The sequence below is a fragment of the Acidobacteriota bacterium genome (genome assembly GCA_004299485.1).
In the GTDB taxonomy this organism is placed as follows: domain Bacteria; phylum Acidobacteriota; class Terriglobia; order Terriglobales; family SCQP01; genus SCQP01.
In genome coordinates, this window is record SCQP01000016.1 from 305,462 (window position 1) to 321,321 (window position 15,860).

Consider the following 15,860-nt stretch of genomic DNA (forward strand, 5'->3'; position numbering starts at 1 on the left):
AAGCGCGGCGCGCACAACCCGCGCGGTCAGCATCGGCCCCGGGCAGCCGCGCAGGGACCCGCGCCAGTAAACGACGGGATTGAGCTGGCGATCTTTAAAAGCGCCTTTCACGCCATCGCGCAGGAGATGGGCGTGGCGCTGCGGCGCACCGCTTTTTCGCCCAACATCAAAGAGCGGCGCGACTACTCCAGCGCCTTGTTCAACGCCGCCGGTGAGGTCATCGCCATGGGCGATGACATGCCCGTACACCTCGGATCCATGCCCATGTCGGTCGCCGCCGCGCTCAAGGCACTCGCGCTCGAGCCCGGCGACGTCGCCATCCTCAACGATCCCTACGAGGGCGGCACCCACCTGCCCGACATCACCCTGGTTATGCCCGTCTTCGCCGGCTCCGGCCGGGCCCGGCGCCGGCCGGAGTTCTATGTGGCCAACCGCGCCCATCATGCCGACGTCGGCGGCACCTATCCCGGCTCCATGGGACTGTGCCGTGAGATTACTCAGGAAGGCATTCGTATCCCGCCGCTGAAGCTGATGCGCCGCGGCCAGCTCGACCAGGGCCTGCTGCGCCTGATCCTCAGCAACGTCCGCACGCCGCAGGAGCGCGAAGGAGACCTGACGGCGCAGCTGGGCGCCTGCCGCATTGGCGCCGCGCGCCTCGAGGCCTTGGCGGCCAAGTACGGCTTGCCGCGCCTGGAGCGCAACATGGCCGCGCTGCTCGATCACTCCGAGCGCCTCATGCACGCCGAACTGCGGCGCATGCCCGGGGGCACGTTTACTGCCGAGGATTTTCTTGACGACGATGGCCTCGGTTCCGGCCCCATCCGCCTGCACGTCGCCCTCACGCTCGATCCGCGCCGCGCCCGCGCCAGGGTTGATTTTTCCGGCAGCGATCCGCAGGTCACCGGCAGTGTCAACGCCGTCGCCGCCATTACCTACTCGGCCACGTTTTACGTTTTCCGGTGCCTCCTGCCGCCCGAGGCCGCACCCACGGCGGGGCTGATGCGCCCGGTCGCCATGGTCATCCCGCCCGGCAGCGTGCTCGACGCGGGTCCGCCCGCCGCCGTCGCCGCCGGCAACGTCGAATGCTCGCAGCGCATCGTCGATGTCCTGTTGCGCGCCTTCGCGCAAGCGCTGCCCGACCGCATCCCCGCGGCCAGCAGCGGCACGATGAACAACCTCACCATCGGCGGCCAATATCCCGCTGGCGATCATCGCGCCGGCCAGCCTTACGCTTATTACGAAACCTGCGGCGGGGGCATGGGCGCCGCGCCCGATGCCGACGGCCTTTCCGGCGTGCACACGCACATGAGCAACACCCTCAACACGCCGGTCGAAGCGCTCGAGTACGCCTATCCGTTCCGCGTCCATCGCTACGCCTACCGCCGCGGCTCCGGCGGCACGGGAAAGTTTCGCGGCGGCAATGGTCTCATCCGCGAAGTAGAAGTGCTTGCGCCCGCGCAGGTCACGCTGTTGTGTGAACGCCGCCGCTTCGCCCCCTACGGTCTGAACGGCGGGTCGGATGGCGCCTGCGGCCGTACCCTGCTGGTGCAGGACGGCGAGGAACGCGAACTGCCGGGCAAGACCAATCTCCTCGTTCCCGCCGGCGCCCGCATCCGCCTTGAATCACCCGGCGGCGGCGGTATGGGCAAATCCGGTAGATCCTAAAAGTCCAGCTCCAGCCGCAGTGCGTCCAGATCCGCGGCGTAGTAGCCTGGCAGCAGCCGCGTCATGTGATAACCCAAACGCGCGTAAAACGCCAGTGCGCCGGCGTTGTTCACCGCCGCTTCCAGCCGCATGCCGCGCGCCCCGCGCGCGCGATAATACGCCTCGGCGTTGCGCATCAGCTCCTGCCCTATTCCCTGCCGCCGCGCCTCCGGCGCCACATCAACCGTGATGACGTGCCCCCGGCCTATTGATTGGCGCGGGGCCTGGTGTGGCTGCGCCACACCACCCGCTTGACGCTTGGCGGGGCCGGGGGCCCCAGGATCCCCGGCCCGGCCCTCGCGTTTGCCCAGCGCGCTCAGCAGCACGGCGGCCAGCCGCCCCGCGCGCGAGCAGCCCTGATGAAACCCCGGCATCCGCAAGTACGCGGCAATTTCTTCCGCGCTGTAGGCAATCCCGACCGGAAAACAGCGCTGATCGAGCGCAAAAATCTCGGCCACATCCGCTTGCGTCAACCCGCGGTAATCCACTCTGTCAGCTTAGCGAAGAAAGCCTCCGGCGACCCTGCCGATCACGCGGCCGGCGATCAGTCCCACCACTGCCGCAAGCGCCATGCCGGCTTCCGGGTGCCGCCGCAGTTGCTGATAGGGCATCAGGTTGCGGGCTTTGCTCCGGACGCGGCGGCGCAGGGTCGTGATGGTATCGACCATCGCGCCGCGCTGCTCTACCAGGCGGCGGTTGAGTTCCGGCATGGACATTGATTGGCGCGGGGCCTGACGTGGCTGCGCCACGCCACCCGCTTGACGCTCGGCCGGGCTGGGGGCCCCGGGATCCCCAGCCCAGCTCTCGCGTACTGTTGCATGCGACATATCGCCTCCGGCATCTCCTTCAACGCCGCCGCTGGCTGTGCCAGCCCAGCGCCAGGCCGATCAGGGCGCCCGCGGCGCCGCACACCGCCATCAGCGCCAACACGTTGCGCCGCCGGCCTTCGGGCGTGCGCGCCGCCCGTAGCAGGGCTTTGGCGCGGTCGCTCTGCACCCGTGCGCGCCGCGAGCATTGCTCGGCGAGGTGCACCATCCGCTCCCGCGCGGACGGCGTTCGCGTGATCGGGATGGGTTCTTTCGTCACCGCACCGTAGGATGCCGCCAGCGGTCAAGCCCGTTGCGCGTGGTAACGCTGGGCCGAGGTGAAAGCATAGTGGATGCCGGAGACCACGGCCAGGCTGACGACGGCAACCCAGCCCACGCGCTCCAAAAACCGGAATAATCCGTTCGTCGACCAGGCTTCCAGGAGCGTGACTCCGGCAGTTGCGAGCTCGGCGGTGGTCGACGCCTTCCCCCACCAGGTGGGCTGAAAGTCGCGGAATCCTGCCCCCCAATAGAGAGCTGCCGCGGAAACCACGATGCAGAGGTCCCGGATATAGATGATGATGGTCACCGTCCACGGCATTTCACCGACCAGCGCCAGCGTCAGAAACAGCGCCGCAATCAGAATCTTGTCGGCCGCCGGGTCGAGGTAAAGCCCCAGCGCGGAGCGCTGATTGAAGTGCCGCGCAATCCAGCCGTCGCAGCCGTCGCTGACCGCCGCAGCGATGAAGATCAAGGCGGCCCAGCCCGGTTTGCGAAGAACCACGGCGGCCACAATGACCGGAACTGCCAGCAGCCGCAGCTCGGTCAGCAGGTTAGCAGGATAGAACCATTCCGGCCAGGCCGGCTTGACCGTTACCGTCGCCACGCCCTAATTATCGCAAACGGCGTTTACGGGCGGCGGCCCGCTGGGGCAGCGGTGGCCGTCGCGGCATTCTTCGCTGGTTGCAGTTGCGCCAGCTCAGGCATGTAGCGCGCGCGCAAAGCTTCGAACTGGGGCATCAGCTTGGGGCCAATCGGTTTGCCTGGCGGCAACTTGCGGCGGAATACCTCGTAGTTTTTGAAGACGCCGTCGTGCTCAATTCGAAAATCCAAATGCGGTCCGGTCGCCAGGCCGCTCCTGCCCGAAAGTCCAATGTGCTGTCCCTGCGCCACGTGCTCACCCACATGCACTAAAACTCTGGACAGGTGCAGATAGAAGGTCTGGTAGCCGTTGGGATGGCGGATCTCGACCATCCGCCCGTCTTCGCCACGCCAGCCCGCACGTGCAATCACGCCGGAACCGATGGCTTGCACCGGCGTACCCACCGGTGCGGCCAAATCCGTTCCCAGATGCGGACGATAAATTTTCAAAACCGGATTCAGGCGGTGCAAGCTGAAGCCACTGGTCACGCGCGCAATGAACGGCAGCGGTGATTTCAGAAATTCCCGCTTCATCGGCCGTCCATCGGGCATGTAGTAAGCCATGTAACCCTGCGGGTCGTGAAACCGCAGTGCCGAGTAGGGACGGCCATCGTTGACGTACTGCGCCGCCACGACCTGTCCATAGCCGGCAAACTTGCCTTGCAGCAGGTGCTCCTCGACCAGCACCTTAAACTCATCGCCCGCGCGCGTATCGGAGTTGAAATCCAGGTCCCACTGGAAAATGTCCGCCATCTTGACGGCCAGCTCATCCTGCGCCCCGGCATCTTCGATCGCCTGAAATAGCGACGACTGCACCACACCGCACACGCTCTGCAACCGGGTGGTGAACGGAATCGTCTCGATCGTGGCCTGCCAGGTACGGGCGCCGGCGCCGGGCATGCCGGCGGCCTCGGCCTTGATCCAAAGCTTATGGTTCTGATCGATCTGATACACGAGCGCCTTCAAATCGCCCGCGGTGTTGCGCACCAAGGTGAGCGTCCGGCCGGCACGGATGTCCGCCAGGTCGTACACAGGGCGTGCCGCGGCAACCAGGTTGTGAAGCAGGCTCGCCGACAGATGAAACGGGGCCATCGCCAGCACAAAATTGCTGCGCCGGGGAATGGTGATGCTGTGGCTAACGGTGGCCGGCGCTGCCGCAGCGGCCTTCGCCGCAGGCGATGCGACCGTGATAGGAGCCGCGGGATTCGCCCGCGCATGCCAGCCCCAAAACCCAAGGGCCACAACGATCACAGCCGCCCCGGCTCCCAGGGCCCACGAACGACGCGAAGGAGAACGCATTGGCGTCGATTGTAACGGATGCAGCATGCGCTTCGTCCACCTTAAATCACTGATGCGGATGCAATTTTTGCTCGATGCCCCGGCACAGAAGCTGGAGCGCCAAATAGGCGATGCCCGTCGACAAGACAATGGCCCCGGTCGCCAGCGCCAATTCGGTAGTGCTTTCCAAAAAGATGCGGATCATATCTGATAAATTCTTGAGCACGTCAAGGGCCACTGACCCGCCGTTCTCTTTCGGTATAATGAGCACTGACTTTCCCGCCGCATGACGAATTCAGTTTGCATGAGCCGTCGCCGCCTTTGGCCTTTTCTTTTGTTTACCGGCCTGATTCTGCTCAGTGCCGGCGGCTGTAACACCTATTACATTCCGCCGCCGCCGCTGGCCATCTCGCTCGCGGCCACCACCAGCAATCTCGTCATCTCCTCCCTCAATGCCGACGGTCAGGTCGTGCCCTCCAGCCTGGCGATGGTGGGCCAGATCGCTAACACCTCCAACCCCACCATCCTTTATGCGGTGGGTCAGGACGGCAAGTACGTGCAGGGCGGCAACGCGGTTTTGGGCTTCATCACACCGGATGGCGTCTACCAGGCGCCGCTGGTCGTGCCCAGTCCCAATCAGGTCGTGATTCAGGCCACCGCCGCCGCCGAAACCACCAAGACCGCGACCTGGACGCTCACCCTGCTGAATCCCACCGCCCTGGTTACGGGCGTGACGCCCAGCATCGTCACCGCGGGCCTGCCCGTCAGCTTCGATGTCCTTGGCACCAATTTTGCCCAGGGCGCCACCATCGACATGAGTGGGGCCTCGATCACCGGTACGCAATTAATCAGCCCGACGGAAATGAAAGTCGCGGCGAACATCGAGCAGCCCGGCATGCTGGGGCTGAGCGTCATCAACCCGGATCCTTTTGGCCCGCCCAATTCGGTCCTGGTCCGCAGCCTGCCGACGAACCCCGCTACCGCCAGCGCCATCGCTATCACCGCCGTTCAGGCCGGCACCGATTCCAGCGGTAAGCCGCTGATCGCCAGCGAAGCCTACGTGCCGCAACCGGCAGCCCTGGCCGTGGTCAATCTCGATTCGGGGCAGCAGATCGCCACCGTGAACATGCCGGCCGGTTATCAGCCCAGTCTGGCCGCCGCTGATCCTGCGGGCAATCGCATTCTCGTGGCCAGTGCCGCCAGCAACCTGTTGCAGGTCGTGGATGCCAGTCAGAATTCGGTCGTGAGCTCTTTTGCACTTCCGGTCAACACCGCGGTGACCGTCAACGGCACCTCCTGCATGGTCTGCGCCATGCTGATCGACAGTGCGCGGCATCTGGCGATTCTCGATACCGCCGCCGGCTATATCACGCTCGATCTCAACACCGGCAAGACCTCCGCCGCCATCGCCGTGCCCGCCAGCTTCAATTTCGCCTATGACTCCCGCACCGAACGTATCTTTGCGCCGTTCGTGGCTGCCAGCGGCGCGAGCGGGGTCGATATTCTCAACTTGCAACAGGGCACGGTCGTCACCCTCTCGCCGCAAGGCGCCTTTTTCGGTACCCAGACCGCCGGTGCCGCATGGGATCCTACCAGCGGCGAACTCACGGCTGCCGATAGCGCCGCCGGAACGTTCCTGAATCTGAATCTCAACAACGCTGCGATTCAAGGAAGCACGAGCACGGCGCCTGCCGCGCAGTTTACGGTGACCAGCGGCTGCGCGCTGCCCTGGCGCGGCATGGATGTGGATTTGGTCGGCCATCTGGGCTGGCTTGCGAATACCGGCGGCTGCATCGCCGTGGTTGGGTTGCCGAAGGCCGCCGTCAACGGCACTCCCGCCCAGCCCAATCCCCTCCGCTGGGGACGCGTGCCCTCCGCCCCGGACGGCCTGCCTTGGCAGAGCAGCACCCTCGCGCAGCCGTCCACTATGGCCGTTTACACTGGCTCCGACGGCCGCGCCTACGGCCTTGTCCTGCGCCAGGATGGCCTCTTTCTGCTGAAAGTCGATCTCAGCCTGCTCCAGCAGGCGCCGGCTGTTGCCGGCGGCTTCGACAGCAACCAGGTCGACCCCACGCAAGCCACGCAGGCTGGCCAGACGGTCTCCGCCCTCACCTACATCCGCCTGCACTAGTGGCTCGCCACTTATTGCCCTGGTCACTCCCGATGGTCGCTTGGAGTGCGGGCTTCGATTCCCGGCAGGGTCCGCCCGCTGGCGCTCCGGGCTCCTCCAAGCTGCCGCCAAGCGCTAAGCGCTGAGGTAACTTTCGTGCACAATCGCGAGGTGGTGCGCCACGTGGCCGGGAATCAGAAACGCCAGCGCACGTACCGTGATGCGCTTGCCGCTGGCGATGCCGGCACGATCCCAGGCTTCCGCCGGCAGATGCGCCAACAGCGATACGCTGGCCAGCCGGACACGGCGAAACTCTTCGAGATGCTCGGCCCAGGCGATAGCATCCGCCTGGGCGGCGGCAGCGGCGATTTCCTGATCGTAGCTGGCCAGCGGAGTCTCGAAGCCGCGCGCGAACCAGAGCGTGCGGAAGGCGAACGCGCGCTCGGTGTCGGTCACATGGTTCAGCACCTGCCGCAGGCTCCACTTTCCGGCTGCGTAGCGGTGCTGCGACTGTTGCTCGGAGATCTTCGCGCCCAACGCGCTCACCTCGGCAAGCTGCGCCTCCATCACGGCGAGTGGGTCCTGGCCCGCGACCAAGTCGATGTAGCGGAAAAAGTACGGATCGGCTTCGTGAGCTTGCGGGCGCTCGATAGCAGGCATGTTCTTTCCTCTTCCGCATCGTAGCATCGCTGCGTCAGCCCGATTGGCTATCGAACGCCCGCGCGAAGCGGCTATTGTGGGCGTTCTACTGTTATGGCAGCCTGAGGGAATCTTCGATGCTGAGTCCCGTGCTCTGGTGCTATGGCGTCTTTGGCGCCGTTATCGTGACTGCCATCATCACGCTGTGCGTGCGCCGCGGTGGCGACGCGGTCCTGTGGTTGGGCGCGGTCTGCTATGCCGCTCCGCTGGCGGCCTTCGGCAGCCAACATCTCACGCTCCACCGCGCCATTGCCGCTTTGATACCGCCCTGGATTCCCTGGCACGATTTCTGGGCGTACTTTGTGGGTACCTGTTTCATCGCAGCCGGCCTCAGCCTGGTGACCCGCGTCCAGGGACGCCTCGCCGCCAGCCTGGTCGCGCTCGTCTTTTTTCTCTTCGTCCTGCTCATGGATATCCCAGGGTGGTTGCATCAGCCCGGCAATCGCTTCGCTCTGGCGCTGGCGCTGCGGGAGCTTGCCTTCAGCGGTGGCGCCTTGGCGGGCGCCGCAGCGCTCACGGGCCATCGATTGGCGCGGGGCCCGGCGTGGCTGCGCCACACCACCCGCTTGCCGCTCGGCCGGGCTGGGGGCCCCGCGAGCCCCAGCCCGGCCTTCACGGGCGATCGACGCCTCAGCGAAATCCAAGCCACGGCGGCGCGCTACTTTGTCGCCATTGCAATTCTGTATTACAGTTTGGAGCAATTTCTGCATGCGAACTACGTGCCCGGCATTCCGCTGAACCGGGTCACGCCGCCGGGCCTTTTCGGCCACGCCTTCTGGACGTATTTCGCCGCCGTCATCTACGCCGTCGCCGGCGTGCTCTTGCTGCGGAACAAGCACACGCGCAGCGCCGCCACCGCACTTGGCGCCACCGTGCTGGTGGTGGTCGCCGCCGTTTACGTCCCCATGGCAGTGGCGCTGCGCAATCTCATCGGCTTCAACTTTCTGGCCGACACGCTCATGTTCGCCGGCGCCTTGTTTCTGCTCGCGGCGGCTATGCCCGTCACGCCATCAGCGAGCGCTGGGGACCATGAGCGGGATAAATCCAGCGAGCCCCGAGCCCGCGCAGCCGGTCCCAGCTTGCCGTGACCGCCGGCAGTTCTTCTTCGGTGGCCAGGCCCAGCGGCGGCAGATCACCGGTAAACACGCTGCCATCGTCGAGCAGCAGAGAAACGCTGTCGTCGCTGTGCCCGGGCGTAGGAACGATCTCGCCGCTCAGGCCGAGTTCGGCCAGCAGCCGCCGGCTTTCCGCAGCAGCCATTACCAGGTTGCCGTCGCTGGTGATCTCGATGTAGTGATCGCCCGGCTTCATGTGGGCGCGCATCGCCGGAATCGCCGCCACTTGCTGCTCCAGGACGATCAGCCGCATGCCTTCGCGCTTCAGCTCTTCGGCCAGTCCGGCGTGATCCATGTGGTAATGCGTTGCCAGGCCGTAGCGCACCTCGCCGGCGGGCACGCCCGCGCGCTGCCACGCCGCCTTCATTTTGCCCAGCGTTCCCGGCCAACCCAGATCGACCAGCAGCCGATTCGGCCCGGCGCCGAGCATCCAATAGTTGGTCGAGCGATAGCCGACGTTAACGATGGGTGGCGGCATGAGTAGATTCTAGTCAACATGGGGTGACCGGTTCCGATGCGCGGGACAAGCGACGACGACCTCGGCCTGGTCCGGCGTCCAGGCGGGCTGGCGGCGCCGCTGCGCGGCGTTGCGACCGTGGGGGCGACGCCAGCCGGCGCGGCTCGGGAGCCCATTGCGTTTGCATGCGTTCACTCTACTCCCGAGTGTCACGCATCATTCTGGACGAGTTCAGAGGCGGAACGGGGCCGCAATGCCGCTGCTCCGGCCAGGCGACCATCGCGGCACATTGGCTGTGTGCCTTGTTAGGATACAAAAAAAATGAGTCGAGAGTGTCAGAAAATCGAGATGTGATGATATACTTTCACCCCGTATGACACGCCCCCCCCGATTCCTCATGTCCTTAGTGTCTCTTCTGGCGTTTGCGGCGGCGCTGCCGCTGGGCGCCCAGCAGCTCACCGTGAAACCCATCGCGGGCGGCGGACCCAACGCCATGCCGGCGCTGAAGGCCAATTTCATCGCCGGGGTGACGGGACTGGCGGGCGACGCGGCCGGCAACCTGTACATCTCCGACGTGAACCACGTGTTCCGCATGGACAACAGCGGCAACCTGACGCTGCTGGCGGGCACCGGCGCCACCCATGTCTGCGCCAACACGGCATCCGACCCCTGCCCGGGCGCGGTCCGGAGCGGGGCGGCGACGGAAGCGACGTTGTCGAACGTCGCGGCCATCGCGGCCGACAGCGGCGGGGACGTGTACGTCGCCGACTATCTCGACAATGTCGTGTGGAAGATTGACACGGCGGGCAAGATCAGCGTATTCGCCGGCACGGGCGTGGCCGGATACAGCGGCGATGGGGGAGCGGCGAATCAGGCCCAGTTGCTGGGGCCGCAGGGCGTGGCGGTGGACGGGGCCGGAGACGTGTTCATCGTCGCCGGCGGGGCCAACGGCGTTGCCGCGCATGTGCGCGAGGTCAGCGCGGCGGGCGTGATGTCGACCGTGGCCGGGGGCGGAGGCGCCACGCAGGCGCTGGCGTACCCGTACGCGTCCATCAGCGCGGTGGCGGCGGACGGCAGCGGGCATCTGTATGTTACCGATTTGGGGAGCCCGACGGCGTTCCCGACCCTCACCCAGATCACGCTGGCCAACGGCAACGTGACTGTAGTCGCCGGTGGCGGCACGGTGGCGCCGGCGGCCGGGGCCACCGCCACCAAGGTCAGCCTTTCGGGCCTGCTGGGCGACAGCGTGGACAGCGCGGGCAATGTGTATTTCGCCACGTCGACGGCCCAGGGCGGCCTGTGGGAGATCGCAGCGGGGAGCAGCACGTTGACGCAGGTGATCGCGGCTCCGAACACGTTTTTGGGCGCCATCTACGTCAGCGCGGCGGGCAAACTGTATGTGGGCGAAAACATGCAGGTGTATGAGGCCGCGGCGGGCGGGGCAAGCGCGCTGGTGGCGGGGAACGGCAACGCCTACGACTCGTTTATCCACGCACAGGCCTCCGATCCGATCTACCCGGCCCTGAACACGGCGCTGGATCCGGCGGCGGCGTGGTCGGACGGCAGTGGCAACGTGTACGTGGCGACGTATAGAGACAACGACAGCGGGAAACCGGGACGGCTGAGCCTGGTCACTCCGGACGGCAATATCGCCCAGATCGCGGGCGGCACACCGATGGTGAACCCGGCGGCGGTGGCGGCGAACGCCGCGGGCACGCTGTTTGTGGCCGACAACCTGACCTCGACGGTGTACGCGATTACGCCGGCAGGGGTGGTCAGCGCGTACGCGGGCAACGGCAAGACCGGATTCAGCGGGGACGGCGGCGCGGCAACGAGCGCGCAACTGGCCAACCCGAACGCGCTGGCGATTGACGGCGCGGGGAACTTGTACATCGGCGATTCGTCGAACCACGACGTGCGGCGGGTGGACGCCAAGACGGGGGTCATCACGACGGTCGCCGGCATTGTGGGCAGCGGCACCGACAGCGGGGACGGCGGCGCGGCGACGGCGGCGACGTTCAACGGACCGTGGGCGGTCGCGCTGGACGGGGCAGGAAACCTGTATATCGGCGACAGCAACAATCCGTACGCGGCGGTGACGGCGGCGGACGTGAGCGGGCGGATTCGCGAGGTGAACGCCAAGACGGGCATCATCACGACGGTCGCCGGTTGCGCATGCGGCACGCAGGGAGCGGGGGACGGAGCGGCGGCGACGGCGGCCACGCTGGGTCCGATCGGCGGGGTGGCGGTGGACGGCGCGGGAAACCTGTACATCGCCGACGCGTTCAACGCCAAAATCCGCGAAGTGATCGCCGCCAGCGGCAACATCGTGACACTGGCCGGAAACGGGGTGGACAACTACAGCACGGGGACCGGCGTGGCGGCGCAGACCGAGATCGGCGAGCCGATGATGCCGCAACTGGACGCCAAGGGGAACCTGTATTTTGTAGAACGCAACTCGCACCGCGTTCTGGAGGTGGTCAACGCGGTGGGGGTTCCGGTGGCGTCGGGCGCGAGCCTGACGTTTGCGGCCCAGGCGACCGGCACGACGAGCGCATCGCAGACGGTGACGTTTACGAATCCCGGCCTGGCGGCGGACGCCATCAGCGGGATCAGCGCCTCGGGGGACTTCAGCGAGAGCAACAACTGCGGCACATCGCTGGCGCCGGGCGCCACCTGTACGGTGACGGTGACGTTCACGCCGGCGGCGCTCGGGACGCGGAGCGGCACGCTGGCGCTCGCGACTAACCTCGGCGCCACCAGCGTGGCGCTGATCGGGACGGGCGCGGCGCCGGCGACGGCGGGACTGCTGAGCAGCGCGCTGAGCTTCGGGAGCCAGGCCACGGGCACCACCAGCGGGGCCCAGACGATTACCGTGAGCAACGGCGGGGGCGTGCCGCTGAGCATCACTTCGATTAGCGTGACGGGGCCGTTCGCGCAGACCAACGGCTGCGGCTCGAGCGTGGCGGCGGGGGCGAGCTGCAGCGTCAGCGTGACCTTCAGCCCGACCGCAACCGGGGCGGCCAGCGGCGCGCTGACGATCAACGACAGCGCGGCGGGCAGTCCGCAGACGGTCAGCCTGAGCGGCACCGGGATTGCGCCGGGCGTGGCGATTACGCCTTCGCAACTGGCGTTCGGCTCGGTCACGGTGGGCACGCCGAGCGCGGCGCTGGGCGTGACCATCGGCAACAGCGGCAGCAGCGCGCTGACGGTGAGCGCGGTGACGGCGAGCGGGGACTTCAGCGTGGCCGGCAGTTGCGCCACCATCCCCGTCAACGGGAGCTGCAGCCTGGCGGTGATTTTCACGCCGACGGCCACCGGCGCGCGCACCGGCACGTTGACGATCACCGACAATGCGTCGAGCGGAACGCAGACGGTGCCGTTGAGCGGCACGGGCGCGGCGGCGGGCCTGAGCCTGACGCCGGCGAACCTGAGCTTCGCTCCGACGCTGGTCGGGACGAGCAGCCCGGCGCGGACGTTGACGCTGAGCAACAGCGGCACGACGGCGGTCAGTTCGCTGACGGTGACGGCGGTGGGCGCTTTCAGCGCCGCCAACAGTTGCGGGGCGACGTTGGCGGCCGGGGCGACGTGCACCCTTCAGGTGCAGTTCACGCCGCAGGTGAGCGGGGCCGAGAGCGGCGCGCTGGTGATCACCAGCAGCCTGGGCACGCAAGCGGTGGTACTGAGCGGAACGGGCGTGGCGCCGGGGGCGAACCTGAGCGTCGGCGCGCTGCAGTTCGGCGGCCAATTGAGCGGAACCAGCTCGCCGGCGCAGACCGTGGTGCTGACCAACAGCGGGACGGCGGCGTTGAGCATCACTTCCATCGCCGCCTCCAGCGGTTTCGCGGAAAGCAACAACTGCACCGGAGGAACGCTGGCGGTGGGGGCAAGCTGCGGCATCAATGTCAGCTTCGCTCCGAGCTCCACGGGCCCGGTGACCGGCACGCTGACCGTCACGGCAGGCGGCACGGTGCAGACGGTGGCGCTGAGCGGGCAGGGCACGGCGCCCGGCCTGGCGCTGACGCCGCCGTCGCTGGCCTTCGGCGCCCAGGCGGTGGGCACGGCCTCGCAGGCGCAGACCATCCTGGTGAGCAACAACGGCACGGCCGCCGCGACGCTGAGCTCGATCAGCGCCAGCGGCGACTACACGCTGGTGAGCGGCTGCTCGACGACGGCGCCGCTGGCGCCGGGCGCGAGTTGCCCGGTTTCGGTCACCTTCACGCCGTCGGCCGGGGGAGCGCGGGCCGGCGCGGTGGTGCTCAGCGGCACGGGCGGGCTGGGGAGCCTGGCCACGCTGAGCGGCACCGGGACCCAGCCGGGGATCCTGGCCAGTCCGGCGCAGTTGTCGTTCGGCAGCCAGACGGTGGGCGCGCCGAGCAATCCGCAAACCGTCACGATCAGCAACACCGGGAGCGCACCGTTGAGCTTGAGCGGCATCGCGGCGAGCGGCGACTTCAGCGCGGCGACGACGTGCGGCAGCTCGCTGGCGGCAGGCGCCAACTGCGTCATCAACGTCACGATGAACGCCACGACGACAGGAACACGCACGGGCACGCTGAACCTGTATGACAGCGTGGACGGGCTGCATCCGATCGCGCTGACGGGGGTGGGCGTGGCGGCGGGGGCGAGCCTGTCGCCCAGCGCGCTGGCCTTCGGGAGCCAGCCGATCCCGGGCGCCAACGCGGCGCTGACGGGAGCCCCGCAGACCGTGGTGCTGACCAACTCGGGCACGGCGGTGCTGAGCATTCAGTTCATCGCGGTGAGCGGGGAGTTCACAGCGTCCTCGACGTGCGGCGCCTCCCTGGCCGCCGGCGCCAGTTGCAGCATCGCGGTGACGTTTGCGCCCGTGCTGCAAGGCCATCAGACGGGGGCGCTGACCATCACCGACTCCGCCGGCACGCAGGCGGTGTCGCTGGCCGGTGACGGCAGTCCGAACGGGCTGGTGCTGAGCCCCTCGGTGCTGAACTTCGGCGGCGTGACGGTGGGACAGCCCAGCCAGCCGCAGACGGCGACGCTGACCAACAACAGCGGCCTGGCCATCAACAGCCTGGTCATCACAGCCTCGGGCGAGTTCAGCCAGACCAACACCTGCTCGACGGGCCTGGCCGCGAGCGCCAGTTGCACTATCAATATCACGCTGACGCCGGCCCTGGCGGGTCCGCTGACGGGAGCGATCTCGTTCACGGGCGCGCTGGCGAGCAGCGCGTCGAACCCGGCCCTGACGATGCGGGCGCGCCGCCTGGCGGCCGCCAGAGGATCGAGTTCGCTGGCCGTGGTCGCCATGGCGGGCAGCGGCGGATCGGCGTCGCTGACCACCACGCCGACGTCGCTGAGCTTCGGCTCGGAACCGGTGGGCACGGCAAGCGCGGCGCAGACCGTGAAGCTGACCAACGGCGGCACGGTGGCGGTGAGCGGCTTGACGATCGTGTCGACGCCGGATTTCCCCTTCACCACGACCTGCACGAGCACGCTGGCGGCCGGAGCCAATTGCAGCGTGGCCGTCACGTTCGATCCCACGGCCAGCGGACAGCGCACCGGATCGCTCAACATCACCGCTTCGGGCGGCCTGACGGCCCAGGTGGCGATGGTGGGCGCGGCCGGCGCCGCGGCCCCCCAGTTGATGGTTTCGCCGACGTCACTGACGTTTGCCAGCGAGTTGACCGGATCCACCAGCAGCGCGCAAACGGTGACGCTGAACAATCAGAGCAACTCGGCGATCTCCATTGCGGGCATCACTGCCTCGGGCGACTTTGCCACCACCAACACGTGCGGAAGTTCGCTGGCCGCCGGCGCCAGTTGCACCGCCGCGGTGACGTTCACTCCCACGGCCACGGGCAGCCGCAGCGGCACGCTGACGGTGACCTACGGCGGATCGAACACGCAAACGGTGTCGCTGAGCGGCACCGGGAGCGCGCTGACTGCGAGCATCGCCAGCGGCTCGTCGAACACGGCGAGCGTGACGGCGGGCGGAACGGCTTCCTACGGGCTGGTGTTCACGCCGTCGGCAGGGGCGAGCGGCTCGTTCAGCGTGAGCTGCGCCGGCGCGCCCCAGGGCGTCAATTGCACGGCGGCGCCGACCAGCTTCACAATCTCGGGTACCCAAGCGGCGGCGGTAACGGTCACAGTCGTCACGACGGCGCGGGGGAGCCGCGCCGTGCCGCCGCCGGATGCGCCGGCGGGCTGGCCACCGGCCGCCAACTGGGCGCTTGGCGCGCTCGGGCTGTTGCTGCTGGCGGGTTGGCTGGGGCTGCGCGGACGGGCGCGGCGCCGGCTGGTTGCGGGGATCGGCTTCTGCGCGCTGAGCCTGATGGTGGCGTGCGGCGGCGGGGCCGGGAGCGGCGGGAGCAGCTCGACGTCGGGCACACCGGCGGGCACCTATACGTTGACGGTTACCGCCAGCGGCACGAGCGGCAATGCTGTGCAGAAGCTGACGCTGATCGTGCAGTAGGCGGCCGGCAAGGTGGCACGGCCACCTCTTGCTGGAGCCGCCCTCCCGGTGGTCGGGCTGTGGCCGAGCGTCGCTCCCCGGCAACGGACGCCCGCTGGCGCTCGGGGCGTCTCCAAGTTGCCGCGTTAAGTGAACGCCATCGGGGGAGCGCCGATCATCCAATAGTTGGTTGAGCGATAGCCGACGTTGACGATGGGTGGCGGCATGAGCGGATTCTGTCGGGAAATGCGGCTTTGCCGCAGCGGACTATACTGACGGCAAGGAGGAGATGTGGGAGCACCATTGCCGCCGTTTACCCGTGAAACTGCCATAAAGAAAATCC

11 protein-coding genes are annotated in these 15,860 nt (G+C 67.6%); 4 read left to right on the plus strand and 7 right to left on the minus strand.

Annotated features, from left to right (window positions below; genetic code table 11):
- Positions 1 to 78: 78 nt before the first annotated feature.
- Positions 79 to 1,665 carry a hydantoinase B/oxoprolinase family protein gene (locus EPN33_12710; protein TAN21564.1) on the plus strand — a complete coding sequence of 529 codons (1,587 nt, stop codon included), beginning with the start codon at positions 79 to 81 and terminating at the stop codon, positions 1,663 to 1,665.
- Here the strand turns inward: EPN33_12710 and EPN33_12715 are convergent.
- Genes EPN33_12715 through EPN33_12735 form a run of 5 tightly spaced genes read right to left on the minus strand, consistent with a single transcriptional unit; the run spans position 1,662 to position 4,757 of the window.
- Positions 1,662 to 2,192, minus strand: a complete 531-nt coding sequence (locus EPN33_12715) for an N-acetyltransferase (protein ID TAN21474.1) — start codon at positions 2,190 to 2,192, stop codon at positions 1,662 to 1,664. The two genes, EPN33_12710 and EPN33_12715, sit on opposite strands and share 4 nt — an antisense overlap.
- A gap of 9 nt (positions 2,193 to 2,201) precedes the next feature.
- Positions 2,202 to 2,531, minus strand: a complete 330-nt coding sequence (locus EPN33_12720; GenBank protein ID TAN21475.1) for a hypothetical protein — start codon at positions 2,529 to 2,531, stop codon at positions 2,202 to 2,204.
- A 19-nt stretch (positions 2,532 to 2,550) separates the two neighbouring features.
- On the minus strand, positions 2,551 to 2,790 hold the full coding sequence (locus EPN33_12725) for a hypothetical protein (GenBank protein ID TAN21476.1): 240 nt from the start codon (positions 2,788 to 2,790) through the stop codon (positions 2,551 to 2,553).
- A gap of 24 nt (positions 2,791 to 2,814) precedes the next feature.
- Positions 2,815 to 3,396 (minus strand): CDP-alcohol phosphatidyltransferase family protein, encoded by a 582-nt coding sequence (locus EPN33_12730; GenBank protein ID TAN21477.1) that lies wholly within the window; start codon positions 3,394 to 3,396, stop codon positions 2,815 to 2,817.
- A 23-nt stretch (positions 3,397 to 3,419) separates the two neighbouring features.
- Positions 3,420 to 4,757, minus strand: a complete 1,338-nt coding sequence (locus EPN33_12735; protein ID TAN21478.1) for a hypothetical protein — start codon at positions 4,755 to 4,757, stop codon at positions 3,420 to 3,422.
- A 256-nt stretch (positions 4,758 to 5,013) separates the two neighbouring features.
- Here EPN33_12735 and EPN33_12740 point away from each other — a divergent pair, with 256 nt between their 5' ends.
- Positions 5,014 to 6,840 (plus strand): hypothetical protein, encoded by a 1,827-nt coding sequence (locus EPN33_12740; GenBank protein ID TAN21479.1) that lies wholly within the window; start codon positions 5,014 to 5,016, stop codon positions 6,838 to 6,840.
- 114 nt (positions 6,841 to 6,954) lie between these two features.
- On the opposite strand, the gene EPN33_12745 is transcribed toward EPN33_12740, so the two are convergent.
- Positions 6,955 to 7,506 carry a DinB family protein gene (locus EPN33_12745; protein TAN21480.1) on the minus strand — a complete coding sequence of 184 codons (552 nt, stop codon included), beginning with the start codon at positions 7,504 to 7,506 and terminating at the stop codon, positions 6,955 to 6,957.
- A gap of 89 nt (positions 7,507 to 7,595) precedes the next feature.
- Between EPN33_12745 and EPN33_12750 the strand changes: the two genes are divergently transcribed.
- A complete protein-coding gene (locus EPN33_12750; GenBank protein TAN21481.1) occupies positions 7,596 to 8,606 on the plus strand; it encodes a hypothetical protein in 1,011 nt (336 codons plus the stop codon).
- Here EPN33_12750 and EPN33_12755 read toward each other — a convergent pair.
- Positions 8,521 to 9,111: an MBL fold metallo-hydrolase gene (locus EPN33_12755; protein TAN21482.1), complete on the minus strand. Its 591-nt coding sequence runs from the start codon at positions 9,109 to 9,111 to the stop codon at positions 8,521 to 8,523. The two genes, EPN33_12750 and EPN33_12755, sit on opposite strands and share 86 nt — an antisense overlap.
- A gap of 352 nt (positions 9,112 to 9,463) precedes the next feature.
- On the opposite strand from EPN33_12755, the gene EPN33_12760 reads away from it, so the two are divergent.
- The gene (locus tag EPN33_12760) at positions 9,464 to 15,538 is read left to right on the plus strand and encodes a choice-of-anchor D domain-containing protein (GenBank protein TAN21483.1); all 6,075 of its coding nucleotides are present in this window, start codon (positions 9,464 to 9,466) and stop codon (positions 15,536 to 15,538) included.
- Positions 15,539 to 15,860 lie beyond the last annotated feature (322 nt).